Annotated in this window: 25 protein-coding genes; 19 read left to right on the top strand and 6 right to left on the bottom strand. The window is 58.7% G+C overall.

What is annotated here, in order from left to right; translation table 11 throughout:
• Positions 1-10: 10 nt before the first annotated feature.
• The 3 genes from E4631_RS12990 (at position 11) to E4631_RS12980 (ending at position 3,058) form a co-directional block, all read left to right on the top strand.
• On the top strand, positions 11-1,378 hold the full coding sequence (locus E4631_RS12990) for a TolC family protein (RefSeq protein WP_166648013.1): 1,368 nt from the start codon (positions 11-13) through the stop codon (positions 1,376-1,378).
• Positions 1,379-1,468: 90 nt separating this feature from the next.
• Positions 1,469-1,858 (top strand): universal stress protein, encoded by a 390-nt coding sequence (locus tag E4631_RS12985; RefSeq protein WP_133656768.1) that lies wholly within the window; start codon positions 1,469-1,471, stop codon positions 1,856-1,858.
• A gap of 69 nt (positions 1,859-1,927) precedes the next feature.
• Entirely contained in the window at positions 1,928-3,058 is a 1,131-nt protein-coding gene (locus E4631_RS12980) for an HlyD family secretion protein (protein WP_133656769.1), read from the top strand.
• A 38-nt stretch (positions 3,059-3,096) separates the two neighbouring features.
• Here the strand turns inward: E4631_RS12980 and E4631_RS12975 are convergent, their stop codons facing one another.
• Complete coding sequence (locus E4631_RS12975; RefSeq protein ID WP_133656770.1) at positions 3,097-3,477, bottom strand: four helix bundle protein; 381 nt, start codon at positions 3,475-3,477, stop codon at positions 3,097-3,099.
• A gap of 74 nt (positions 3,478-3,551) precedes the next feature.
• Here E4631_RS12975 and E4631_RS12970 point away from each other — a divergent pair, with 74 nt between their 5' ends.
• Positions 3,552-5,123, top strand: a complete 1,572-nt coding sequence (locus E4631_RS12970) for a DHA2 family efflux MFS transporter permease subunit (protein WP_133656771.1) — start codon at positions 3,552-3,554, stop codon at positions 5,121-5,123.
• Positions 5,124-5,291: 168 nt separating this feature from the next.
• Here E4631_RS12970 and E4631_RS12965 read toward each other — a convergent pair whose 3' ends face one another.
• Both E4631_RS12965 and E4631_RS12960 read right to left on the bottom strand, forming a co-directional pair.
• Positions 5,292-6,320: a hypothetical protein gene (locus tag E4631_RS12965; RefSeq protein WP_240734869.1), complete on the bottom strand. Its 1,029-nt coding sequence runs from the start codon at positions 6,318-6,320 to the stop codon at positions 5,292-5,294.
• Between the two features lie 190 nt (positions 6,321-6,510).
• A complete protein-coding gene (locus E4631_RS12960; protein WP_133656968.1) occupies positions 6,511-7,233 on the bottom strand; it encodes a pyridoxine 5'-phosphate synthase in 723 nt (240 codons plus the stop codon).
• Between the two features lie 139 nt (positions 7,234-7,372).
• Between E4631_RS12960 and E4631_RS12955 the strand changes: the two genes are divergently transcribed.
• From E4631_RS12955 to E4631_RS12885, 15 genes are all read left to right on the top strand, one after another.
• Positions 7,373-8,404 carry a hypothetical protein gene (locus E4631_RS12955; protein ID WP_133656772.1) on the top strand — a complete coding sequence of 344 codons (1,032 nt, stop codon included), beginning with the start codon at positions 7,373-7,375 and terminating at the stop codon, positions 8,402-8,404.
• Positions 8,405-8,463: 59 nt separating this feature from the next.
• Positions 8,464-8,928, top strand: a complete 465-nt coding sequence (locus E4631_RS12950) for a GatB/YqeY domain-containing protein (protein WP_133656773.1) — start codon at positions 8,464-8,466, stop codon at positions 8,926-8,928.
• A gap of 87 nt (positions 8,929-9,015) precedes the next feature.
• The gene (locus E4631_RS12945) at positions 9,016-9,537 is read left to right on the top strand and encodes a CvpA family protein (RefSeq protein ID WP_133656774.1); all 522 of its coding nucleotides are present in this window, start codon (positions 9,016-9,018) and stop codon (positions 9,535-9,537) included.
• 10 nt (positions 9,538-9,547) lie between these two features.
• Positions 9,548-10,132 carry an aminodeoxychorismate/anthranilate synthase component II gene (locus E4631_RS12940; protein ID WP_133656775.1) on the top strand — a complete coding sequence of 195 codons (585 nt, stop codon included), beginning with the start codon at positions 9,548-9,550 and terminating at the stop codon, positions 10,130-10,132.
• Positions 10,133-10,239: 107 nt separating this feature from the next.
• Positions 10,240-11,040 (top strand): alpha/beta fold hydrolase, encoded by an 801-nt coding sequence (locus E4631_RS12935; RefSeq protein ID WP_133656776.1) that lies wholly within the window; start codon positions 10,240-10,242, stop codon positions 11,038-11,040.
• A 212-nt stretch (positions 11,041-11,252) separates the two neighbouring features.
• Entirely contained in the window at positions 11,253-11,930 is a 678-nt protein-coding gene (locus E4631_RS12930; protein WP_133656777.1) for a CBS domain-containing protein, read from the top strand.
• A gap of 36 nt (positions 11,931-11,966) precedes the next feature.
• Positions 11,967-13,502 (top strand): POTRA domain-containing protein, encoded by a 1,536-nt coding sequence (locus E4631_RS12925; protein ID WP_166648014.1) that lies wholly within the window; start codon positions 11,967-11,969, stop codon positions 13,500-13,502.
• Between the two features lie 28 nt (positions 13,503-13,530).
• On the top strand, positions 13,531-14,430 hold the full coding sequence (locus E4631_RS12920; protein WP_133656779.1) for an NAD kinase: 900 nt from the start codon (positions 13,531-13,533) through the stop codon (positions 14,428-14,430).
• A gap of 132 nt (positions 14,431-14,562) precedes the next feature.
• Positions 14,563-15,456, top strand: coding sequence for a DUF6089 family protein (locus E4631_RS12915; protein ID WP_133656780.1), 894 nt, complete (start codon positions 14,563-14,565; stop codon positions 15,454-15,456).
• A gap of 42 nt (positions 15,457-15,498) precedes the next feature.
• Positions 15,499-16,263, top strand: a complete 765-nt coding sequence (locus E4631_RS12910; RefSeq protein WP_133656781.1) for a DUF6089 family protein — start codon at positions 15,499-15,501, stop codon at positions 16,261-16,263.
• Between the two features lie 152 nt (positions 16,264-16,415).
• A complete protein-coding gene (locus E4631_RS12905; protein ID WP_133656782.1) occupies positions 16,416-17,162 on the top strand; it encodes an isoprenyl transferase in 747 nt (248 codons plus the stop codon).
• 17 nt (positions 17,163-17,179) lie between these two features.
• Positions 17,180-19,702: an outer membrane protein assembly factor BamA gene (gene bamA, locus E4631_RS12900; protein ID WP_133656783.1), complete on the top strand. Its 2,523-nt coding sequence runs from the start codon at positions 17,180-17,182 to the stop codon at positions 19,700-19,702.
• A gap of 154 nt (positions 19,703-19,856) precedes the next feature.
• Positions 19,857-20,552: an OmpH family outer membrane protein gene (locus E4631_RS12895; RefSeq protein ID WP_133656784.1), complete on the top strand. Its 696-nt coding sequence runs from the start codon at positions 19,857-19,859 to the stop codon at positions 20,550-20,552.
• Between the two features lie 56 nt (positions 20,553-20,608).
• Entirely contained in the window at positions 20,609-21,241 is a 633-nt protein-coding gene (locus tag E4631_RS12890) for an OmpH family outer membrane protein (protein WP_133656785.1), read from the top strand.
• A 79-nt stretch (positions 21,242-21,320) separates the two neighbouring features.
• The gene (locus E4631_RS12885; RefSeq protein WP_133656786.1) at positions 21,321-22,367 is read left to right on the top strand and encodes an RluA family pseudouridine synthase; all 1,047 of its coding nucleotides are present in this window, start codon (positions 21,321-21,323) and stop codon (positions 22,365-22,367) included.
• Positions 22,368-22,452: 85 nt separating this feature from the next.
• Here the strand turns inward: E4631_RS12885 and E4631_RS12880 are convergent, their stop codons facing one another.
• From E4631_RS12880 to E4631_RS12870, 3 genes are all read right to left on the bottom strand, one after another.
• A complete protein-coding gene (locus tag E4631_RS12880; protein ID WP_133656787.1) occupies positions 22,453-24,084 on the bottom strand; it encodes a tetratricopeptide repeat protein in 1,632 nt (543 codons plus the stop codon).
• Positions 24,085-24,157: 73 nt separating this feature from the next.
• Positions 24,158-25,177, bottom strand: a complete 1,020-nt coding sequence (locus E4631_RS12875; RefSeq protein WP_133656788.1) for a PstS family phosphate ABC transporter substrate-binding protein — start codon at positions 25,175-25,177, stop codon at positions 24,158-24,160.
• A complete protein-coding gene (locus tag E4631_RS12870; protein ID WP_133656789.1) occupies positions 25,164-25,430 on the bottom strand; it encodes a hypothetical protein in 267 nt (88 codons plus the stop codon). Before E4631_RS12870 ends, E4631_RS12875 begins: the two co-directional genes overlap by 14 nt.
• Positions 25,431-25,504: the final 74 nt, after the last annotated feature.

Below are 25,504 nucleotides of genomic sequence, written 5' to 3'. Positions count from 1 at the left end.
CACTTGGCTTATGTTTTCTAGATATCAACTTGCCGGCTTCGCGGGACTGACGCTATTAGGTAGCCTGGCATCCCGGCCGGTATTGGCTCAAAACCAACCCGGCTTGCCAGCTGCTAACCAAGCAATCGGGCTGGTTGGCGACTCCCTTACCCTCGGCGGCACAGTACAGGCGGTACTCGACGCCAACCCCGGCATCGCCAACCTCACGGAGCTGGCCAACGCGGCCGGTAGCCGCCTGAGCCAGACGCAAGCTGGCTATTTGCCTCAGATTACGGGCAGCGCTGTCTATACTCACCTGGACCCGGTATCGAAGTTTTCGCTTAATGGGGAGAATTTTCAATTCGCACCTGCTAATAACTTCGATGCCCACCTCACGGCGCAGTACGAGCTGTATGACTTTGGGAAGCGCGGGGCTTCGACCAACCTAGCCCGCTCGCAGGTGCAAACGGCGCAGGATAACATCTTGGTAGCCCGGCGCGACCTGGCTTTCAGCGCGGCGCAGACGTACTACAATATCTTGTTTATGCGTGAAAGCATTCGGGTGCAAGACCAGCAGATTGCCTCGCTGGTAGCGCACCGCAACGATATGCAGAAGCGCGTGGACGCCGGCGTGAGCACCAAGTTTGACGTGACCACTACCGACGTGCGCATTACGCAGGCTCAAAACACCAAGCTCGACCTGCAAAACCAGCTGCGCAACCAGCAGGTGCAGCTCGCTCGCCTGCTGCACAAGCCCCAGCAAACCGATGTTCCGGTAAGGGGGCGGCTGGAATACAACCCGCAGCCCGTGAACTTGGAAGCTGAGCTAACTAAGGCCGCCGAAAATCGCCCTGAAGTAAAGCTCGCCAAGGATGCTGAGCAGACCGCCGACCTACAAGCGAAGCTCATCGACCGCAGTAATTTGCCTAGCCTGGGCGTAGGTGTGCAAGCCGGTGGTAAAAATGGCTACATCCTGCCTAATGTGGCCATCACCGACATCCGCTTCAACACGGTGGGGGTAGCCCAGTTGTCGGTACCCATCTACGATGGTGGCAAAAACCGCAAGCAGCGGGTGGAAGCCGCGGCCAGCTACCGCAGCGCCCTGGCGCGCACCCAGGACACGCAGGACCAGATTCGGGCCGATGTGCGCCAGGCTGCTAATAATATGGAATTCAGCCAGGCGCGCTTCGATAACGCGGTGCAGCAAGTGGCCCAGGCCACCGACGCCCTCAACCGGGCCCGTGGCCGCTACCAGTACGGGGTAGGGCAGAACCTCGACGTGCTCGACGCCGAAACCCAGCTTGCCCAGGCCCGCCTGGCCCGCGCGCAGGCCATGTACAACTACACCCTCGGCCAATACCAGCTGCGCCGCGCCACCGGCGAGCAGATTTGGCAATAGCGGTAAGTGAGTAAATGAGTAGGTGAGTAAGTTTTCCCGCTGACTCATCTGCCAAAAATTACTCACTTACTCATCTACTCACTTACCCAAATGACTCTCAGTACCATTCTCTGTCCGCTTGACTTTTCGGCTGCTTCGGTGGCGCTGGTGGCCTATGCCGCCGCGCTGGCCGTGGGCACCGGCGCCGAGCTGCACCTGCTTTATGTGCAGGAGCCCGCCGTGCCGGCCCCGGCCGGGATAGAGGCCGAGCTGCACGCCCACCGCGCCGCCGCCGTGGCAGCCGGTGCCAACCGGGTGAGTGCCACCACGGTGCACGGCGAGGCGGCCGAATCTATTCTGGCCGAAGCCGAGCGCCAGCACGCCGACCTCATTATCATCGGGGCGCACGGCCAAACCTGCCTCAGCCGCTTCCTGATGGGCAACACGGCCGAAATGGTAGTGCGCACCGCGTCCTGCCCCACGCTGCTCGTCAGAGAATAAACCACTAGCTGCTTGTTAGACAAGCAATCAACTCCCCACAATCAGCAATTAACTTCCCAACACTACCCCATGGCTACCCAAACCGAACTCCAAGACGTCCCTCCGACCGCCGTGGCCGAGCCGCTGGAACCCGAAAAGAAGCGTAATCCGCTTGTACTCATTATCGTGGCCTTGGTCCTGCTGGCCGGTGGCTACTATGCCTGGACGCGCTACCAGTTTGCCAAAGTGCACGAAAGCACCGACGACGCGCAGGTAGAAGGCGACGTGTACCCGATTATCCCCCGCGTGTCGGGCCCGGTGCTGAAGGTATTTGTTAATGACAACCAAGTGGTAAAAAAGGGTGATACCCTCGTAACCATCGACAAGTCGGACTACCAGCAGCGCGTGAATGCTATGCAGGCAGCTCTCGTAGCAGCCCAGTCTCAGGTAGTAGCCGCCCGTGCCGGCGTGGGTACCGCCCAGGCCGGTGTGGGCACCGCACAGGCCAACGTGCGCACTGCGCAAACCACTATCGGCGTGAGCGCGGCTACCCGCACCCGCTTGCAGCAGGACCTGGCCCGTAGCACCAAGCTGCGCAACCAGGACATTATTCCGCAGAGCGACTACGATGCCGTGGCCGCCAACCTAAAAATGACCACCGCCCAGCAAAGCACCGCCCAGGACCAGGTAAGCGTGGCCCGCAACCAGGTGACGGCCGCTCAGCAGCAGGTAGCCCAAGCCCAGCAGCAAATCGCCGTGGCCCAGGCCGTAGTGAAGCAGCGCCAGTCGGACCTCGACAACGCCAAGCTTCAGCTCAGCTACACGTCTCTGCTGGCGCCCGCCGATGGGGTAGTAAGCAAGAAGAGCGTGCAGCCCGGCCAGGTAGTAACGCCCGGCCAGCAGCTCATCGGCTTGGTAAGCAGCGGCAAAACCTGGGTGATTGCCAACTTCAAGGAAACGCAGCTCGAAAACATGAAAGTGGGCCAGCAGGCTAAGCTGGAGGTAGATGCCTACCCCAACGAAGATTTCCAAGGCCACATCGAGTCGCTGTCGGCCGCCACGGGCGCCCGCTTTGCCCTCCTACCCCCCGACAATGCCTCGGGCAACTTCGTGAAAGTGACCCAGCGCGTGCCCGTCAAAATCGTGCTCGACCGCGAAGACCCCCAGCACCCGCTGCGCGCCGGCATGAGCGTGAACGCCGTGGTAGCGGTCGGTAAATGAGTAGGTGAGTAGATGAGTAACTGCTGCGGTTGTGGCAGTTACTCATCTACTCGCTGGCTATCCTTATAGGTTTTGCGAGCAGTAGTTAATACCGCGACAATAGCCGCGTATTCTTGTTGCAAGCTGGCCAGTTTTGCTTTAGGTAGAATTTCGGCGTCGCCTAGTAACTCCAGCCAGAGTTGGGTTTCGTCGGCTTCTTCCACGCAGATACTCATTTTGGCAAACCATTCGGCTCCCGATCGGCCCCGGCAGGCCGCCCGGTAGTTGGCAGCCACCGAAGTTGCTGAGCGCAAAAGTTGCTTGCCAAGCACAGCTGCTTCGCCAGTGTGAGGCAACTGCTGAAACAAGCGGATTACCCGTAGCGCTGCCGCTTTTGTGTGCTCCCGAAATGCCTCGTTAAAGGCTGCTTTAGTATCCATTATCAGTTTATCAACGAGGGAGGTAAGGTAACTGCAAAATTACCCTACTCATTTACTCATCTACTTACTTACCGATGGAAACCGGATTTAGAAAATGGATTATCGTGGTCACGGTAGTCTTTTGCTGCCTGCTAGAGCTAATTGACACCAGCATCGTGAACGTGGCCCTGACCCAGATGATGGGTAACCTCTCGGCCACGCAGCAGGAGGTGAGCTGGGTAATCGCGTCCTATGCCATCGCCAACGTGATTGTGATTCCGATGACCGGCTTTCTGGCCGAGCAGTTCGGGCGCCGCAACTACTACCTGGCCTCGGTAATACTTTTCACCCTGGCCTCCATGGCCTGCGGCCAAAGCACCAACCTGTGGGAGCTGGTGGCGTTCCGCTTCATCCAGGGCATCGGTGGCGGCGCGCTTATGGCAACTTCGCAGGCTATTTTGGTGGACACCTTCCCGCCCAAGCAGCTGCCGCTGGGCCAGGCCCTGTTTGGCATGGGCGTCATTATCGGCCCTACTATCGGCCCTACCCTCGGCGGCTACATCGTAGAGAACTACGACTGGCCCTGGATTTTCTACGTGAACGTGCCGGTGGGTATTCTGGCTGCCATCTTCACGGTGTTGTTCATCCGCGACCCTGAGCGCATTAAGAACGCCATTCCGCGGCCCCTGCGCGATATCGACTGGGCCGGCATTGGCTTCCTGATTCTGGGCGTAGGCTCGCTGCAATTCGTGCTGGAGCAGGGCGAAACCAACGACTGGTTCGATGACAAAATCATCGTGCTCTTTACGATACTGGCGGTCGTGGGCGTTGTTGGCTTCCTGTGGCGCGAGCTCACGGCCAAGGCGCCCATCGTGGACCTGCGGGTGCTCACCAAGAGCCGCAACCTGGCGGTGGGCGCGTTCCTATCGTTTGTGCTCGGCTTCGGCTTGTTCGCCTCGGTGTTCGTGTTCCCCATCTTCACGCAGCGCATTCTGGGCTTCACGGCCGAGCAAACGGGCTATATCCTGCTGCCTGGCGCCCTGGCCTCGGGCTTCATGATGCCCATCGTGGGCCGCATGCTGATGGCCGGCGTGCCTCAAAAAGCCATGCTGCCGGTCGGCTTCCTCATCTTTTTCGCCTTTACCTTCTGGATGGCGGCCAAGATTTCGCCCACCGCTGGCGAGAGCGACTTCTTCTGGCCGCTCATTGCGCGGGGGGTAGGGCTCGGCTTGATTTTTATGCCCATCACCACCATGAGCCTGGCAGGCTTGCAGGGACGCGACGCGGGCCAGGCGGCCGGACTCACCGGGATGATTCGGCAGCTCGGCGGCTCGTTTGGCGTGGCCATCGTGGGCACGTACCTGGAGCGCACGATGCAGAATAATCGCATTGCCCTGCTGCCCAATATCTCGCTCTACAGTGCCGAAACGACCCAGCGCATTCAGGCCTTCACGCAGGGCTTTCTGGCCAAGGGCTACCCCCTGGCCCAGGCTCAGCAGCAGGCCTACGCCGCCCTCGAAGGCGTGCTGATGAAGCAGGTGGCTCTCATCACCTACTCGCAGATATTCACCTCGCTGGGCCTGTTTTTCCTGGCCTGCGTGCCGCTCATCTTCCTAGTGAAGCGCACCAAGTCGGGCGAGAAAATAGACCTCAACGCGGCCCACTAAGGGCGTTGGCCCGCGTTTTGCAACTACTTCAAGCGTAGATTATATAGGTGAAATTACAGATAATGTGATGATTGTTAGGCGCTAAATTATATTATGCTACACAAAGAAGGGGTTTCCGGCATTAAGCCGGAAACCCCTCTTGTTTTCTGCCAGATTTTTTTTGGCCGGCTACTGATACTGAATGTAGAGCGGCACTGGGTTAAGCTCGGTCAGCACTTCCTTGGGCGTCATCAGGTGCGAGTTCTTGGGCTTGATATCGTACTCGTAGAACAGCTTGAAACCAGTGTATTGCACGGGCTGCTTCTCCACGTAAGCCTTGTACGAATCCTTTTTGAGGGTCGGGTCGCCCCAGCCGTCCATGTCCATCACCACCTGCACGCGCGGGTCGAGCTTGATGTTTTTGTAGTTGGTGAGCATGCCTTGGGTGAAGCGGTGCACCATCAAAATCTTGGGGGGTAGGTGGTTTTCACTCACGATACGGGCCAGGAAGTTGATGGCGTAGTTCACGTCCTTCGCATCGTAGGTGCCGATTTTTTTGCCGGGGCGCGCGTTCTTGGTTTCCATCGCAAACTCGGGGTCAATGCCCAGGTGAATGGTCGGGTCCTTCAGGTATTCCTCCAGCTTAGGCAGCTCGTGCGGCAGGTTGCTGAGGCCCACCTGCACGTCCATAAACAGGAGCGCATTCTTCTCCTTGGCCCAGGCGCGGGTTTCCTCAATGGTGCTCTTCGAGTTCATGAGGCGGTATTTGCCATCGGAACCCGCCGCGCCCTGCGCCGTGATGGTGACGCTGTGAATGGCCGGCATCACCGGGATGCTGGGGTCGGCAGCCTGCCACTCGGCCAGCACTTTGTCAAACTTGCGCATCATCTGGGCCTTGGGCTCGCGGCCCAGAATACCCATGCCCTTCGAGCGGATATTGCCATAGAACGCCACAATGCGGTGGCCCGGCAAGATGGCCCCCGGCAGCTGCCCCATTTTGCGGGCAATGCTATCGGCCTTAAGCGAGTCGCGCTGCAAAACCATGCGCTTAAGCTTCACCGTATCGACGGGCGCCGGTTTGTTTTCGGCAGTCAGGGTGTCAGCGTTGCCGGCGGTGGCTTCGCCCTGGCCCGAACGGTTGCAGGCAGTGAGGGTTAGGCCAGCCAGCAGGCCCAGGCCCAGCGCGCCGCGCCAAGCCGAATAAATACGTGAACGCACTACGGTTGAAATAGGTAGATGAAGGCGCAAGTTACGGCCGAGGTAGAGGCTGGCAAGACGCGTAAGGTCAACTTGTTTGCCAACGGTTAGCAAATCTGAGCCGCCTTCCTACATAAAACCTTCATGCTATTTCTTCCCTACCCCCCCTAGCTGGTAGTGGTTTCTGGCCTGCGGCTGCGTGCTGGCCCCTTTAACCAAGTTGCAGCTGCCGCTTATAGAGCTGCACGGTATTTTCCAGGCCCAGGTACAAGGCGTCGGCCACCAGCGCGTGGCCGATGCTTACTTCCTGCAAGCCAGGCAGCTCCTGGGCCAGGTAGGCCAGGTTTTCTAAATCCAAATCGTGGCCGGCGTTGAGGCCCAGGCCGGCGGCCACGGCAGCGTGGGCCGTGTCGCGGTAGGGCAGCACGGCCGCGGCGCGGTCGGTGGGGTAGTAGCGGGCGTAGGCCTCGGTGTAGAGCTCGATGCGGTCGGTGCCGGTGTGGGCGGCGGCATCAATAAGGGCCGGGTCGGGGTCGAGAAAAATGCTGACGCGGGCGCCGTAACTCTTCAGCTCGGCCACCACATCGCGCAGAAAGCCCTGGTGCTTTACCACGTTCCAGCCCGCGTTGGAGGTGATGGCGTCGGGCGCGTCGGGTACCAGCGTTACTTGCTCGGGGCGCACTTCGCGGCACAGGGCCAGAAAATCGGGGGTAGGGTTGCCCTCCACGTTCAGCTCGGTGGTGACGACGCTCTTCAGGTTGCGCACGTCGTCGTAGCGAATGTGACGCTCGTCGGGGCGCGGGTGCACTGTAATGCCCTCGGCCCCAAAGCGCCCAATGTCGCGGGCGGCTTGCAGCAAATCGGGCCGGGCGTGCAGGCCGCGGGCATTGCGCAGGGTGGCAATTTTATTGATGTTGACGCTCAGCTTAATCACGGATGACACGGATTTTAGACGGATTTCACGGATTTTGTAGTCGGCACGGGCGGCTCGCCGCCTTGCTATGGCGCGCAAGGTACCTTTGCCGTGGAGCAGCCTGGGTAGCGGCGCCCCTTTTCCATTAACCGACTCCCGCATGACTAGTTCGCACCGCTTGCCTGTTCGGCCTGGGCCACTGCTGTTGTTTGGACTGCTGGCGGCCGGCATCGTGGCCACCGAGTATGCCGTGGTGCACCGGGCCGACTTTAGCCAGCACCCGGCCCTACCCCCCGCCGTGGCCTTCGACCTGCTGGTGGTGCTGCCGGCGGTGTTCTACCTGTGCCTGGTGCGGCAGTACCGGTTGCCGCTGACTACTTTGGTGGCAGCGCTTAGTGGGGGCTTAGCGCTGAGCTACTGGCTGTTGCCGGCGGGCGGCGTGCCGCTGTTGGAGTGGGCGGGCCGGCTGGTGGGGGTAGGGGAGGTGGCCGTAGCAGGCTACACCGCCGTGCGGCTGCGGCGCGTGGTGCGCGGCTACCAGCTGGCCCGCACGAAATCCGCCGATTTTATTGAAAACCTGTTTGCCGCCGGCCAGCCGGTGTTGGGCCGCCTCACCGAAGCGGTTATGACGGAGGTAGCCGTGGCCCGCTACGCCCTGCTCGGCGCCTGGGTACCGCTCGAAGCCGGCTCCGGCGAGCAGCCGTTCAGTACGCATCGCACGTCGGGCTTCGGGGCGCTGTTGGCGGCTTTTGCGGGGCTAAGCGTGGTAGAGCTGGCGGCCGGGCACCTGGTAATCGGGCACTGGTTCCCGCGCGCGGCCTGGGTCGCCACGGCTCTAAGTGTCTATTCGCTGCTGTGGCTGCTGGCCCACGGGCAGGCAGTGCGGCGGCGGCCGGTGCTGCTCACGGCTACTACCCTGGTGGTGCGGGCCGGCTTCGTGTGGCGGGTGGCCGTGCCGCGCGCCCAGCTTCTCTCTGTTAAGAAACTAACGGATGTGCCTACCCCCGCGCCGGGCTTGCTCAACGCCGCCCGGCTGCTGCTCACGCCGCCCAATCTACTGCTCACTTTCAGTGAGCCACAGCCTGTGCGCGGCCTCTACGGCCTGCACCGCACCGTGCGCCGCCTGGCCATTTACGTAGACGAGCCGGCCGAGCTGCTGCAACAGCTAGCCGACAACCACCCGACTCACTAATTTTTTGGGTGCTCCGGCACTCCTGGCTTTTTACTCTTCTTTCCTAACCCATCCTGAAAATGGCTCTTAAAGACACCATCGACGCCGGCATCAAACAAGCCATGCTGGCCAAAGACAAAGTACGCCTCACCGCGCTACGCAGCATCAAATCGCAGATTTTGCTGGCCGAAACTGCCGAAGGCGCCAGCGCCACCGGCCTCAGCGCCGACCAGGAGCAGAAGCTGCTCATCAGGGCCGCCAAGCAGCGCCGCGACTCGGCCGCTACCTATAAGGAGCAGTTCCGCTCCGACCTCGAAGAAACTGAGCTGGCCGAGCTGGCTATTATCGAAGAATTTCTGCCCCAGCAGCTCTCCGAAGCCGACCTCGTGGAGAAGCTCGTGGGCATCATTCAGCGCGTGGGTGCCACCGGCCCTTCCGACCTGGGCAAAGTAATGGGGGTAGCCGCCCGCGAACTGGCCGGCCAGGCCGACGGCAAAATGATTTCGCAAACCGTTGGCAGCCTGCTGAATAACACCAACTTTTAGCGTGTAGGGTAAGCTTTAGCTTTCCGTTTTTTGCCGATAGTCTGGAAAACGGCAAGCTAAAGCTTACCCTACGCTTTCTTTTTTCCCATGACCGCGCTCGACTTGCTCCTGCTTCTGCCGCTGGCCGTGGGCACCGTGAAGGGCTACCGGCGCGGGCTGGTGCTGGAGGTAGTGTCGCTGCTGGCCTTTGTGCTGGGGGTAGTGGGCGGGCTGAGCTTGCTGAGCGCGGCCGTGCCGGTGGTGCGCTCGTACCTGGGCGAGCTATTTGGAATGCTGCCGCTGGTGGCCTTTTTGCTGGTGCTGGTGGGTATAATGTGGGGCGTGCACCTGCTGGGTGGCCTCGTCAAAACGGCCGTGCATCTTACTCCCCTCGGCGTGCTCGACCACCTGCTGGGCGCTGCTGCCGGCGCCCTCAAGTGGCTGCTGGGCCTCAGCCTGCTGCTGCACGGCACCGCCCTGGCGGGCCTGCCGCTGCTAGCGCCCGGCCTTACCAAGGGCTCGGTGGTACTACCCTGGGTAGTGAAAGCGACGCCCCTGGCCTTGCAGCTTACCGCATACGTGCTGCCCTTCGCCAAAGGCTTGCTGGCCAAGGTAAAAGCGGCCATGTGATACCTGTCAAATGAAAATCTTGCTGCTCGATAGCTTCGACTCCTTCACCCATATGCTGGCCGACTACCTGCGGCAGTTGGGCGCCGAGGTGCTGGTGCGCCGCAACGACACGCCCCTGGCCGAGCTGGCTGCGCTGCAAGTGGGGGGGGTAGTGCTGTCGCCGGGGCCGGGCACGCCCGCCACGGCCGGCAACCTGCTGGCCGTGATTGCGGCCTACCACCAGCGCCTGCCCATGCTGGGCGTGTGCCTGGGCCAGCAGGCGCTGGGCGAATTTTTTGGGGCCACTCTGCGCCGCGCCGCGCGCCCCATGCACGGCAAGGTCACCGATATTGAGCTGCTGGGCGATGACCCCTGGCTGGCCGGCCTACCCCCCCGCCAACCCGTGACGCGCTACCACTCGCTGGTATTGGAGGCCAGCACGTTGCCGGCCTGCCTGCGCCCGCTGGCCGTGACCGCCGACGCCGACCGCGAGCTAATGGCCCTGCGCCACGCCACGCTGCCGCTCTACGGTGTGCAGTTTCACCCCGAGGCGCTGCTCACCACGCATGGCTTGCAATGGCTGGCCAATTGGGTGCGCTGTTGTAACATTGCGTAGGTCGGTTTTCTTTTGAGTTCTTGGTACCTGGCCTCGGGTTAGTCGATAATCTGAGGGCAACGGCCAAAGACGAGAAGCGAAAAACAAATAACCAGAAACGAAAAACTATGGAGCTCCGCCGCCAGCAACAGCACGGGTTTGACTACGTCGACGAGGGCCAGGGGCCGGTGTTGCTGCTGCTGCACGGGCTGTTTGGGGCGCTCAGCAATTGGGAAGATGTGGTGGCCGAGTTTGCGCCCACCCACCGCGTCATTATTCCGGTACTGCCCGTCTACGACATGCCGCTGCTGCAAGCCACGGTGCCGGGGCTGGTCGAGTACGTGGCCACGTTTGTAGAAAAGCTGCGCCTACCCCCTTCTTTTATTGTGCTTGGCAATTCGCTGGGCGGCCACATTGCCCTGGTATATACGCTGCGCAACCCCGGCCGCGTGAGCCGGCTGGTGCTCACGGGCAGCAGCGGTTTGTTTGAGGATGGCATGGGCGGCTCGTTCCCTAAGCGCGGCAACTACGACTTTGTGCGCGAGCGGGTGGGCTATACCTTCTACGACCCGCAGGTGGCTACCAAGGAGCTGGTCGATGAGGTATTTGCCGTGACTAATTCCAACGCCAAGTGCCTGCGCATGATTAGCATTGCCCGCTCGGCCCAGCACCACAACCTGGCTAGCGACCTGCACCGCATTACCGTGCCCGTGCTGCTGGTGTGGGGCCTGAATGATACCATTACGCCGCCGCCGGTGGCCCACGACTTCGAGCGCCTGCTACCCCACGCCGAATTGCGCTTTCTCGACCACTGCGGCCACGCGCCCATGATGGAGCGCCCGGCGGGCTTTAATGGTTATCTGGGGCAGTTCTTGCGGCGCCCGGCGCCCGCGCTTTCGCCGAGCGCCGCGGTATCCTCGGCGCACTAGCCCCGATGCCGGGCGATGCGCGGCTTGGTTTTTGCCAAGTAACAGCAACCTTTAGTACCCGTTTGTAGTCCTACTCTTGCTTGGCCTGCCACGGGGAGTTAGCCGCAGCTTTCAGCAGAAAATTATCAGCTAACTCTACGTTTAGCTGGTGCCGCCTGTTGGAGCTCATCGGTAGTTACCCATTCGTCGCCTGCTACTTAGCTTGTGCCCTTATGCCTGCTCTACTCGCCGAAGACCTAATTAACCAGATGATTCCGCCCCTGAAGGGCACTGACACCACGGCTAAGGCCGCGCGGTGGCTGGAGGAATTTCACGTGGGCCAGCTGCCTGTGCTGGCCGGGCGGCGCTACCGGGGCCTCATCACGGAGCACGACCTGGCCGATTACGAAAACCCCGATACCCAGCTAGCCGACCTCGCGCTGGGCTACGCCGACGCGCACGTGCAGCACGACCAGCACTTTTACCGCGTGATGGAGCTGGCCATTGAGAATAAGATTCAGCTCGTGCCCGTGCTCGATGACCAGCAGGAATACGCAGGGGTAGTAACGGTGAGCGACGCGCTGGCCGCCTTCGGGCCGGTGCCTGGTGAGGCCGGGCAGGGCAGCATCCTAGTATTATCTATGGAGGAGCGCGACTACTCGCTTTCGCAAATCAGCCGCTACGTGGAGGAGAACAACGCCAAGATTCTCTCGGCCCACGTTATCGCCGACGAGCACGACCCGTACCGCATTCGCCTCACCCTGCGCCTTAATACTGATAACCTCGGCCGCATCACCGCCACGCTAGAGCGGTTTGGCTACGTGGTATCGGCGCAATTCAGCGGCACGCCCGCGGCCAGCGAAGACGAGCAGGAGCGCTTCGACGCGCTGCTCCGCTACCTCAGCGTCTAACTTTACTGGGTGAAGCACGGCGGCCGGCTATTCTTTTTGAGAGCAATTCAGTGGTTGTGCGGGCTCGGTCTATGGCTTGGCGCGGGCTGCCTTGCCCAGGCCCAAACGCCCCTACCCCCCGCCTCGCCCGATAGCCTGCGCGAGCTTAGCCAGGAGCGCCGCCCGCCGGCCCTGGCGCCCGTAGTGGCCCCCACTGATACACTGGTGCGCGTGGGCGTGTGCCCCGGCCCGCGCGTGCGGGTGGGCGCCATCCTATTCGTAGGCAACAGCCGCACCCGCGAGCGCACGCTGCGCGCCGAGCTGGACTTTCACGAGGGCGACTCGCTGACCGTAGTCGACCTGCCAGCCCACCTCGAAGCCAACCGCCGCCGCCTCTACAATCTGCAGCTCTTTCATGCGGTGCTGGTGCAGGCCAGCTGCGGCGGCACGGGCGAACTAGTCATTCTATTCAGCGTGCAGGAACGCTGGTACATTCTGCCTACCCCCATTTTTTCGCTGGCCGCGCCCACGTTCAACGCCTGGCTGTCGCGCCCCGACCACTGGCGGCGCATAGACTATGGCCTGCACCTCACCGATACCAATTTTAGGGGCCGGGCCGAGCAGCTCACCGCCAACCTGCAGCTGGGGTTTAACCGCAAGTACGAGCTGTTCTACGAGGCGCCCGGCTTTGGGCGCCGCCGCCGGGTAGGGGTAGGGTTCGGCATCTCGTACTACCAAAGCCGCAACCTCGACTACAACACCCAAAACGACCGCCCCCAAGGCCTGGCCGAAGCGCAAGATGATGCCTTTCCCATTCAGCGCTTCTACGTGTCGGGCGGGCTGCGCCTGCGCCACACCGTGCAGCTCAGCTCCGCGTTTGATATTTCGTACCACCGCGAATCAATCAGCGACCTTATCTACTCGCTCAACTACGACTACCTGCTGGGCCAGCAACAGCGCCAGTATTTGGAAGCCAGCCTGGTAACTACCAACAATCAGCGCAATACCTTCGCCTACCCCCTCACCGGGCAGTTTTTCCAGGGCTCGCTCACGCTACGGCAGTTTGTGGGCCCCAACGCAGCGCCGGCCTACGTGTTAGCGCGGCTGCGCTATGCCCGTTACCTCAGCCTGGGGCACCAGTTTTACTACGCCGTGGGTCTAGCCGCACAAACGCGCCTGTTCGCCGACCGTCTCGCCTATGCCGACTCGCGCAGCCTGGGCTACGATGCGCTGGTGCGCGGCTACGATGGCTACCTCATCGATGGCCGCTCCTACGGCCTGGTGCAGCAAGGTGTGAGTTGGCGCGCCTGGGCCCCGCCGCCCCTGCGCATTCCATTCGTTAATAATCCCAAAGTAAATACCCTACCCCTCGCCGTGTACCTCAACGCTTTCGTCGATGCCGGCCTGGCCGGCGGGAGCGTGGGCCGGCCTACCCCACCATCCAACCAGCTACCCGGCCACCTGCTGGCATCGGCAGGTCTCGGGCTACATTTGGTAACGTATTACGATAAGGTGTTTCGCTTCGAGCTTTCGCGCCTGCTAACTGGATATCCAAAATATGTATTCCTGCTAGGTGCTGGATTTCCTATTTAACCAAGCGGAAATATATTATCTTTTTGTTATGAAAATTGCGATTTTAGGCAAGCCTTTTGACGAGACAGTTGCCCCGTACTTGCAGTTGTTGCTCGACGAACTACACACCCGTGGCGCGGATATTATCATAGTTGAAGCGTTTCGCGACTATATGGCGGCCCGCCTGCGCCTACCCCCTAACGTAGGTTCTTTCCGCCGCGGAGACTCGTTACGCGGAACACAATTTGTACTTAGCATTGGTGGCGACGGAACATTGCTAGATACGGTTACGTACGTGGGAGCCCTGCAAATTCCTATTTTAGGTATCAATACGGGGCGCCTGGGGTTTCTGGCGCCTATCAATCCCGACTACATTCCGCAGGCCATTGATGCGCTCTTCAAAGGCCACTTTACCCTCGAAGACCGCAGCCTGTTGCGCGTCGATACCGACCCCGATGTGTTTGGGCAGCTTAACTTTGGCCTTAATGAATTCAGTATTTTAAAGCGCGACACCTCTTCCATGATTGTCGTGCACACCTACATAAACGGTGAATACCTGAATTCTTATTGGGCCGATGGGCTCGTAGTTTCGACTCCTACGGGCTCTACGGGCTATTCGCTGAGCTGCGGCGGCCCAGTGATGCTCCCGCAAACAAACAATTTTATCATTGCGCCCGTATGTCCCCACAATTTGAACGTTCGCCCACTGATTGTTTCTGACCAGAGTATAATTTCTTTCGAAATTGAGGGCCGTGCTACCAGCTACCTGCTCGCCCTCGATTCGCGCTCCATGCCAGTAGATGCTACTGTCCAAATAGCCGTGCGCCGCGAAAATTTTAACGCTCGATTAGTTAAATTAAACCACGTCAACTTTTTAAGTACGTTGCGCAATAAGCTTAATTGGGGGCTCGACCGCCGAAATCCGGCCACTACAGTGCAATTAAAATAACGCAAAAAGTTTTCTCAAAAAACAGCATTAATTTTTTTAGTTCCTTTTAGTACTTACTTTTGTATTCGCTGCGAACCGCGCTCTATAAGGTTTGTAGCTCACTAGCTTAGCTAATATTCTACTCTGCGCCTTATGACTAAGATTTTCTCGTATTCAACTGCCCTACTCGCTGGGTTCGCACTGCTAAGTTCGACGCAGCAGGCCGATGCCCAGCAGTTCAGCAAGCGCAAGCAGTATACCTCCATCGGGGTTAGCCTGAATGCCATGAACTACTTTGGTGACCTGAACCCGCTCACCAACTTTGCTTCATTCCACGCAGGCGATACCCGGCCCAACATTGGCCTGAATATCACGCACCGCTTCTTTCCGCGCGTTTCGGGTCGCTTTGCCCTTGCCTACGGTCGCATCACGGCTGAAGATAATACCAACGCGAACCGCGACGATACCAACGCCCGTTATCGCTACAGCCGGAACATGAACTTCCGCAACGATATCTATGAGGCTTCGGCAGTAGTAGTAGTTGACCTGATTGAGAACCGTAATAACTACCTCAAGCGTCCGGACTTCGTGCCGTATCTGTTTGGCGGGGTAGCTGGTTTTCACCACAGCCCGCAAGGCAAAGACCAAAATGGTAATTACGTTGACTTGCAGCCGCTCAAAACGGAGGGTGTTGATTACAGCAAGTTTCAGTTCTCGCTACCTTTCGGTGCCGGTGTGCGCTACCGCATTAACCGTAACTTAGACGCTGCTTTCGAGATTGGTTTCCGCAAAACCTTCACGGGCTACCTCGATGATGTTAGCGGTAATTACGCTAATTTGGGCGGTGCCACGGCTCCTGCACAATATTTTGGCGGTTACAACAATGGTACTTCACCAGGTGGCATCACCAATACCTCTACTGGGGTAGCGGGTGGCTTTCTGCCTGGCGCTAAGCGTGGCCAAGGTAAGAATGACTGGTACACCGTTACCGGCTTCTCGCTCAACTACATCCTGAATCCAAAAATCAAGAACCCCAAGTTCCGCTAAGCCCTTGTTGGCTGGCTGAACGTTCATCTTACAGTCTGCCGCATGGCCGTTTTCCGAATTTCTTCCGCGCTCCCCGTTGGCCTTGTGCTAGCGGGGAGTGCGTTTTTTTTACCCACCTGTGCTTTGGCTCAGCATACCAGCGAGCTAGGTATTGGGGTTGGCACCACTAATTACAAGGGAGAGATTTCGCCGCAGTTTCAGTGGCAGAACAGTCGCCCCGCCCTCACCGTGTTTTATCGGCGCGATATTTCGGTGCCCATCACCCTGCGCGGTGGTATCACAGCTGGTTTTCTGCGGGCTACCGATGCCAACGTAATGGGCGTGAATGGGGGGGTAGCCCCCTTACAGGACTATCGCCAGCTAAGCTTAAGTGGAGGGGTAGTAGAGGCTTCCGGCGTAGTGGAGTATAACTTTCTGGATTACCACCGTCGGCAGGACCAGCATCGGGTGCACTTTTCTCCCTATTTATTCGGGGGCTTGGCCCTCTATATCGCCAATACCACCGTTCGCAGCGCGAACGTGGCTTTGCAGCCCGACTTCAATCGGCAGGGTAGCAAGGTAGGCCTGGCCATTCCGGTGGGCGCGGGCCTGAAAGTCGCGCTAACCGAGCATTTCAACCTCGGCGTGGAGATGGGCGCGCGCAAGACTTTCACTGACCAGCTCGACCACACCGGGGACCAAAACCAACTGCTGGTAAACAGCCACGACCAGGATTGGTACTATTATACCGGCGTCAGCCTGTCTTACACTTTCTACAAAATCCTGTGCCCGCCAACTTACAACCACAATAAAAGGTTGTTGGAGTAGCTGATTTGCAATGGTAATTTGCGGATAAAAGATTGGACAGCAAGCTATTTAGGCGTTTGGAGCGGGCCGCTGGCGATGCTTGGCACTAAGGGGCTGGGGTAGGACTGCAACCCTTTGCGTAACTTGCGCACTCTTATACGCAAACCGCAACAATGGCCGAACGGTCCGAAATCGACCTCTCTAATATTCCTGCCCATGTCGCCGTTATCATGGATGGTAACGGGCGCTGGGCCAAACAGCGGGGAGGCCTTCGCGTGTTTGGGCACCAAAGCGCCATAACGGCGGTGCGCGACACGGTGGAGGAAGCTGCCGAGCTAGGAGTAAAATTTTTGACGCTGTACGCTTTTTCCACGGAAAATTGGAACCGCCCGGCCTTCGAGGTAACTGCGCTGATGCAGCTGCTGGTACATACTATTCGCAACGAAACCAACACGTTACTCAAAAACAGCGTGCGCCTGCAGGCAATTGGTAACCTGGCAAGCCTACCCACTAGCTGCCAGCGGGAACTAGCCGAATCGATTGAGCTAACGAAAGGCGGCACCCGCATGACGTTGGTGCTGGCTCTCAGCTACAGTGGCCGCTGGGACCTGACGCAGGCCGCCCAACGACTGGCCGCCGATGTGGCCGCCGGGCACGTGCAGCCCGCCGCCGTTACGGAAGCTACCGTTACGGGCTACCTGGCTACCGCCGGCATGCCGGACCCCGAACTACTTATTCGCACCAGTGGCGAGCAGCGCATTAGCAACTTTTTGCTTTGGCAGCTGGCTTACACGGAACTTTATATCACCCCAGTGCTGTGGCCCGATTTCCGGCGCAGCCACTTCCGCGACGCCCTCAAAGCCTACCAGGGCCGCGAACGACGATTCGGCAAAACCAGCGAGCAGCTGACGATATCCTGATGTTTTCTATGTTGATAATGCGTACCTACTTGCGTAGTGGCCTGTTGAGTTTCCTGTTGCTGGCCGGAATAGTGGCCGCGCAGTCGGTTCATGCCCAAGAGGGAGCCCCTACCCCCGCGTCGGGTGCCGATGAGCCGCGCAAGTATCAGCTCGGTGGCATTACGGTAAGCGGGGCCCGCTACCTAGACCCTAATACGCTGATTGGCCTATCGGGTTTACGAATTGGCGACGCCATTACGGTGCCAGGGGAAGATGTGGGCAAGGCCATTCGGAAAATATGGGCGCAGGGCATTCTGGCCGATATATCGGTAGGTATTGCGCGGACTGAAGGCGACAAGATTTTCCTCGATTTCAACGTGCGCGAGCGGCCCCGCCTCTCCAAATTCACGTTTGAGGGAATCAGCAAGGGCCAAGCCGATGATATTGATAAGAAAATCAAGCTCATCCGGGGTAAAGTAGTAACCGACGCGCTATTGTCTAACACCCGGACGCAAGTACGTAAGTTCTACACCAACAAGGGCTTTCTGGATACGAAAGTCGTGATTCGGCAGGTGGCCGACTCCGCTCTTTCCAACAGCGTTGCGCTGAAGATTGACGTGGATAAAGGCGCTAAAGTGCGTATTCACGACATTGAGTTTGAAGGCAACAAAGCCTTTAAGGATAGCAAGCTGGCCAGCCAGTTTAAGAAGACGAAGGCCCGCAAGCTCTATAAATTCCTGACGCCGGGTAAGTTCCAGCGCTCAGAATTTGAAGATGACAAGAAAAAGCTGATTGATTTCTACAACGACCAGGGCTATCGCGACGCTACCGTATTGTCGGATACCATTGAGCGCGACGAGAAGGGCCTGATTGTGAAGCTGAAGGTAGAGGAGGGCAAGAAATACTACTTCCGCAATATTACCTGGAACGGTAACTACCTCTACGACAGCAAGACGCTGGCTTCGGTACTCGGCATTAAGCGGGGTAGCACGTTTAGCAAAGAAGTGCTGGATAAGCGCTTGAGCTACAACCCGACCGGCCAGGACATTACCTCGCTCTACATGAACGACGGTTACTTGTTCTTCTCCATCGACCCTGTTGAAACCAAAGTTGAAGGCGATTCCATCGACATCGAGATGCGCATCAACGAAGGTGTGCAGGCACGCGTGAAGGACATTAATATTGCTGGTAACACGAAGACGTCGGACCACGTGCTGCGCCGTACGCTGCGCACGCTGCCGGGCGATAAATTCAACCGCGAGCTGCTCATCCGCTCGCAGCGCGAGATTGCTACGTTGGGTTATTTCGACCCCGAAAAGATTGGCATTAACCCGGTGCCAAACCAGGCCGACGGTACGGTAGATATTAACTACACGGTGGTGGAAAAGCCCTCGGACCAGATTACGCTTTCGGGTGGCTGGGGCGGCTACGCTGGCTTTATCGGTACGGTAGGCCTGGTATTCAATAACTTCTCGCTGCGCAAGGCCAAGGATTTTCACAACTGGACGCCCGTGCCGGCCGGCGACGGCCAGCGCGTAGCCCTGAACGTGCAAGCCAACGGCTTGCAATACCAGGCCTACTCGTTCAGCTTTACGGAGCCCTGGCTAGGTGGCCGCAAGCCCAACTCCTTCTCATTCAGCCTGAACCGAAGCATCTCGCGCCTGGGCTACAACTTTGACCCCGTTACGGGCAGCTTTATCAAGGTGAACAGCGCCACGATTGGCCTGGGCCGCCAGCTGCGCGTGCCGGATGACTACTTCTCGCTGAGCAACTCGATTTCGTACAGCCAGTACTCGCTCCAGAACTACTCGATTTTCTCGGACTTTAATACCGGCAACGCCAACAACTTCACGTTCAATACAACGCTCTCGCGCAACAGTATTGACAACCCTACCTATACGCGCCGTGGCTCGTCCATTAGCCTAAGCGTGAGCCTGACGCCGCCTTACTCGGCTTTCAAGGGCGCGCACCCGAATACGTACGAGTGGGTAGAGTTTCACAAATGGATGTTCGACGCCTCGTGGTTTACGCCCATCGTGGGCAAGCTGGTGTTGAACACACGTGCTCACTTCGGCTTTATTGGTACTTATACGCCCGACCGCACGCCGGGGCCGTTTGAGCGCTTTAAGATGGGTGGTGCGGGCCTGGGCTACGGCGGCGGCGGCTCCTTCCTGGTGGGTACCGACTACATTGGCCTGCGTGGCTACGACGACCCCAATGGCGCCTACGCCATCCCAACTGCCCAAACGGGCAAAAACGGGGGGGTAGCCTACAACAAGTACGTAGCAGAGTTGCGCTACCCCGTCAGCCTCAACCCGGCCGCGACGGTGTACATCCTGGGTTTTGCCGAAGCCGGTAATGCCTTCGACACCTCCAGCCAGTACAACCCCTACAAGCTGTACCGCTCGGCAGGTTTTGGCGCCCGTATTTTCATGTCGGCATTTGGCTTGCTAGGCTTCGACTATGGTCGGGCGTTTGATACGGTAATTCCACCAGCAGGCACCACCACGGCCCAAGATTTCAATCACTTCCACTTCATCATTGGTCAGCAGATTCGCTAGGTTTGAGAGCCGGCTGAACGTTTAGGAGCGTGGCTGCGGTTTGTGAAAAGACTGGGGCTTAGTGTCAAACCTTGTAAACTAAATGGCTCGGCTCGTTCGTTAAGCTCTTAATGATATCGCCATCTGGCCGGCCCTACCCCCTCATTTTTTCCGCATGACCCACGTTGCTCGTTACCTGCTGGCGTTGCTGTTGCTGGGCGCTTTTGTCCCGGCCTGGGGCCAGAAGTTTGGCTACATCGACACCGAGTTCATTATGAGCAAGATGCCCGAGTATGCCCAGGCGCAGGTAGAGCTGGGTAAGATGACCGATACCTGGCAGAAGGAAATCGAAGCGCAGAAGAAAGACCTGGACCAGATGTACCACACCTATCAAAACGAGGAAGTGGTGCTGACGGAAGCCATGAAGAAGAAGCGCCAGGATGAAATTCTGAAGAAGGAACAGGAGGTAAAAGCCTACGAAACCAAGCAATTTGGCTACGAAGGGCAGCTCTTCAAAAAGCGCGTCGAGTTGAACAAACCCGCGCAGGACAAGATTTTTGACGCCGTAGAAAAGGTGGTGAAGCTCCGAAAGCTGGACTTCATGTTTGACCGCAACGGCGACCTGACTATGCTCTACGCCAATCCCACGCACGACTACACCGAGTTTGTACTGGAGGAGCTAGGCCTGGGTAGCCCCACCCGCAACCAGCCCGCCCCCAAAGGCCCCGTGAAAACCGTGAAGCCACCTAAAACTCCTACGGCCAGTACCGACCCCAATTTTGAGTCAGATTCGGGAGCGCCGGAAACTACGACCGACGCAAAACCCTCGACCACGAAAGCCACTAAGGCTAACGCGGGCAAAAAGCCCTAGAATAGTTAACTTTGCACTTAGAATTTTTCAAAACCTTGACTTCCTTCGTAAAACGCGTGAAAAACCTTCACCTGACCTTCGCCGCCGCGCTGCTTATTGCCGGTTCGTTCTTCGCTCCGAGCGCCCAGGCCCAGGCCCCCCTTAAAATCGGCTACACCAGCGTGGAGTACGTGCTGAGCCAGATGCCCGAGAGCAAGCAGATAGAATCGGACCTGAAAGCCTACGGTACGCAACTCGAAGCCCAGATTAAGAGCAAGCAGACCGAGTACCAGACCAAGCTGGAAGCTTACCAGAAAGGTCAGTCTACGATGACTCCCGTTATCAAGGCTGACAAGGAAAAGGAGTTGACTACCCTGGGCCAGAGCATTCAGGAGTTTGGCCAGAGCGCCCAGCAGTCGATGCAGCAAAAGCAGCAGGCCCTGTTGCGTCCGGTGCTCGACAAGATTCAGAAGACCATTGATGCCGTGGCCGAAGAGAGTGGCTACACCTACGTGCTGAACTCGGACTCGGGTAGCAACCCGGTGCTGCTGCACGGCCCCAAGGATGGTGACGTGTCGGACATCATCTTGAAGAAGATGGGTATCACGCCGACCGCTAACGCGCCGGGTTCTTCTATCCAGGCGCCCAAGGCTCCTTCGACCGGCGTGCCCCCCGCACCCGCTGGCAAGACCAAAACGAAAACCAAGTAGTAGTCGCTTTTCAGTGGCTAGAAAGCCGGAGCCAGTGGCTCCGGCTTTTTTCGTGTTTCCTACCCCCCTCTGCTGCCTTATGTCCCTACCCCCCGACCCCGACCTGGAGCCTGACGAAGCCGGTGAGGAAGACGAATTATATGAGCACCATCGCGTTGTAGTTGACCGCGGCCAGGAGCTGCTGCGTCTCGATAAGTTCTTGCTCAACCGCCTGGCGAATGCCTCGCGCACCAAGATTCAGGATGCCATTCGAGCCGAAGCGGTGCAGGTGAATGGCCACGTTACCAAACCCAATTACCGGGTACGGCCGGCCGACGTTATCACCATCACGCTGCCCGAGCCGCCGCGCACGGGCGGTATAGTGCCCGAGCCGATGGACCTCGACATTCGCTACGAGGACGACGAGCTGCTCATTGTGAATAAGCCCGCTGGCATGGTCGTGCATCCGGCCTACGGCCACTGGGAGGGCACGCTGGTGAACGGCCTCGCCTACCACCTGGCCAACCTGCCCACGGGCCGCAACGGCGAGATTCGGCCCGGCTTGGTGCACCGCATCGACAAGGATACGTCGGGGTTGCTGGTGATTGGCAAAACCGAGTGGGCCATGACGCACCTCTCGCAGCAGTTTTTTCACCACACCATTGAGCGCAGCTACCTGGCGCTGGTGTGGGGCAAGTTTGAGGAAGACGCGGGCACCGTGCGCGGCCACGTGGGGCGCAGCCTGCGCGACCGCAAGGTGCAGGCCGTGTACCCCGACGGTGAGCAAGGCAAAGCTGCCGTGACGCACTATCAGGCGCGCCAGCGCTACGGCCCCGTTACGTTGCTGGAGTGCCGTCTCGAAACCGGCCGCACCCACCAGATTCGGGCCCATATGCAGTATATCGGGCACGCGCTCTTCAACGATGCTACCTACGGCGGCGATAAGATTCGCTTTGGGCAGGCTACGGGCGCCTACAAAACATTCGTAGAGGGCTGCTTTGCCGCGCTGCCCCGGCAGGCACTGCACGCGCGCTCACTGGGCTTGGTGCACCCCACCACTGGCGAGCGACTGCATTTTGAAGCCGAGCTACCCACTGACTTTGCGACCGCGCTGGCCAAATGGGAAGCCTGGGCTGCCGCGCAGTAGCCAGCCCTACCCCCCCCTCTAAACACAAAGAAGCCCCGCGCAACTTGCGCGGGGCCTCTTTGATAGGTGGCTGGTTAAGCAGCTGCTACTTCTTGCGGGTAGCAGTCGTTTTACGAGCCGGAGCTGCCGAACGGGCCGGAGCCTTGATGATTTTCATCGCGTTGGCGGCATCCTTGTTAGCGGGGTCAATAGCCAGTACTTTCTCGTAGTACGTGGTAGCGGTTGGCTTGTCACCCTTCTGCAGACTGTAGTAGCCGAGGTAGTTGTTAGCCTCAACCAAGCCGCTCTTGTACTTGTCGGGGTCGGTGCCAGCAACTTCGATATATTTCTCATAGTAAGGCTTGGCCAAGCCCTGCTTAGAATCCTGGTCCTGGTAGAAGTTGGCCTGAGCGCGAGCCTGCCAAGCAGGAGCGTAGGTAGGCTTAGCCGTGGTGATGATGCCATACACGCTGTCGGCCTGCACATATTGCTTGCTGTTGCTGAAGGCGGTAGCAAGGCGGAACTGGTCAGTGAGGTCACCCTGCGGGGTCCTGAGCTTGGCCTTGTAGATACCAATAGCAGCCGGGTAGTTCTTTTGCGCCATGTAAGCGGCTGCGAGGTCGTTCTGCAAGTCGGCTTTCTTGTCCGGGTCAGTGGTCAGCGAAATTGCTTTCTGCAATACCGAAAGAGCCTCATCGCTCCGGCCCGACTTGAGCAGAATCTTAGCCTGATACGAGTAGTCTTCCGGGATGATTTTCTCGGCCGGAGCCAGCTTCATATACTTGTCCATTGCCGTAGCAGCGCCCGTATAATCATTGGTTTCGTACAGGGTATAAGCCTTGAGGCGATTCATCGTCAGGTTATTGGGCTCAACAGCCAACACCTTATCAATTTCTGCCATCGACTCAGGATACTTTTTGGTCAGGTACAGGAACGACGCATATTCAGCATCGGTATCAGACGACTTCTCTGCTTTGGCCTGGTACTGCTGGAAAGTCTCCAGCGCTTTTGGGTACTGGCCGGCCGAATAGTACATCTCCGCCAACTCCTTGTAAGCCGGGGCGTAGTTCGGGTCGAGCGCAATAGCTTTATCCAGGTTCTCCTTAGCAGCGGCACCGTTGCGGCTACGCACGTTTAGAACGCCCTTCTTGTAAAAGCCTTCGGCACTGTTAGGGTTAGCGGCGGTGGCGCGGTCAAAGCTGCTCATGGCCTCACCGCCACCCTGGTCCGAATGCAGGTAGATGTCGCCACGGGCAATCATCAGCTCAGGATTGTCCTTGCCTTTGCCGAGGGCCTCAGCGGCCTTCTCGTAGGTCAGGGCACGGGTAATATCCTTCACGTCCGACTCGCCGTAGGCCTGCGCAATCATGGTCAGCACCTTGGCGTCTTTGTTTTTGGTCGCTTTGGCAGCAGCGTCAAACTTGGCATCGGCCTCGCTGGCGCGGTTTTTAGCCAAAAGGGCGCGGCCTTCAGCTACCATTCCGAAGGGGGTAGAGCCAGCGGCACGGCTGAAGTAATAAGAAGCCGAATCGGGTAACTCGCGCATCTGGTAGATGCGGCCTAGCTCGAAGCTGGCTTCGGGGCTGCTATTGCCGCGCAGAGCGGCACGGGCCTCTTTGTAGCGGCCTAGCTCGATAGCTTTCTGAGCAGAAGCTACGCTCTGTGCGGTGGCGGCCGTAGCGCCGGCTCCTACGGTGAGGGCGGTCAGCAGCAGCGGTTTCCAGGGCTTAAAAGACATAGGGTAGGAAAGAAAAGGGTAAATTTTTGGTGAAAGATGCGTAACTATACTACGCAGCCAAGAGGAAGGTAGTTCACTTGCGCTTGTTGGTGGTCACGATGCGCGCTTGCATATTGGCAGGCATCAGGCCGGCTTTTTGAAAAATGAGTTGGCCCTTTTGGCCGGCCACAAACGATAAGAATCCGGAGGCCAAACCGGCGCGCGCCTCCCGGCTGATGATGAATATATCGCGGCGCAGCGGGTAGTTCTGCAGCTCGGGGTGCGCCTGCAGCATCGCCGGCGGCTTAGGTGCCAGGTACACCTGGTAGGGCTTGATGTAATCATCTTTCGTCGGATTGGGCCGCGCCGTGATGCCGGCTACCCGCACCCGCTTCAGAAAGCCGCGCACATTGGGGTCGTCAAAATCCGAAATCCAGTTTACACCCACTACGCCAATGGCATTGGGGTGGGTAGCCACGTAGTCAAGCAGCTTAGGATTTGACTGCGCCGCGAAGGCCTTGGTGCTGAGCGCGCCGCCATGCAGCAGCGTATCGCGCACGAAGCGGCTGGTGCTGCTGCGGTTCGCATCGAATACCACGTTAATGACGCCGAGCTTCTTCTGGCCACTGACCTGGTTCCACTGGGTAGTCTGGCCCCCAAAAATACTGCTTAGCTGCGTGAGAGTCAGCAGCGAGTCGGGGTTAGATGGATGCAGAATAATGGCCAGGCCATCGATGCCCACTTTTGTGGTGCGCGGTATCATGGTCTGCTTATCCAATTCCTTTTTTTCTGCGTCATTCAAGTCTCTCGAAACGACGATGGCCTTCACCTTGTCGTTGAGCAGCTCCAGAAAAACGTTGTCTTCTGGTTGGTAGCTCACTTTCAGATGCGCATCGACGTAGAGCTTCTGAAACGTATCTACCTGCGATTCTAGTACAGGCGCAAACGTTTCGTCTACGCTAATGCCCACGTGGCCGCTCGTAGGCGTGTCGGTAAAGTCCTCACTGGTGCCAGCACCCCGGTCGGGGTGGCAGCTTGGCAGCAGGCACGATGTTACGAGCAGCGCCGCCAGCACCAGGCGGTCTGGCCGAGAAAACAGATTAGTTAAACTCATTGCGCGTGGGTTTGCGAAATTGGCTACGAATGGTACGTACGAAGCGAATGATGCCGTAGAGGATGAATACGGTGCCAAGCACCATGCGGGTTTTGGGACCCAGGGGTAGCAAGGCGCCGGCCGCCGACTGGTGTTTGGCGGTGACCCACAGCCAAATGCCCAATGCGGTGTAAACCAGCGACATAATCAGGGTGAAGAAGCGCACTATGCGCTGGGGAGAACCAAGGCGCTCTTCGGTGGTGGATTGGGGCATGGGATAGCAAATGTGATACTATACCGTAACCCGCGCAAATACCTGATTTGTTCGATGAGTAGTGCGGGCTAGCA

Origin of the sequence: Hymenobacter sp. UV11 (genome assembly GCF_004684095.1) — a bacterium.
Lineage (GTDB): Bacteria > Bacteroidota > Bacteroidia > Cytophagales > Hymenobacteraceae > Hymenobacter.
The sequence above is the reverse complement of the archived record's forward strand: the minus strand, read 5'-3'. Positions and strand labels throughout refer to the sequence as shown.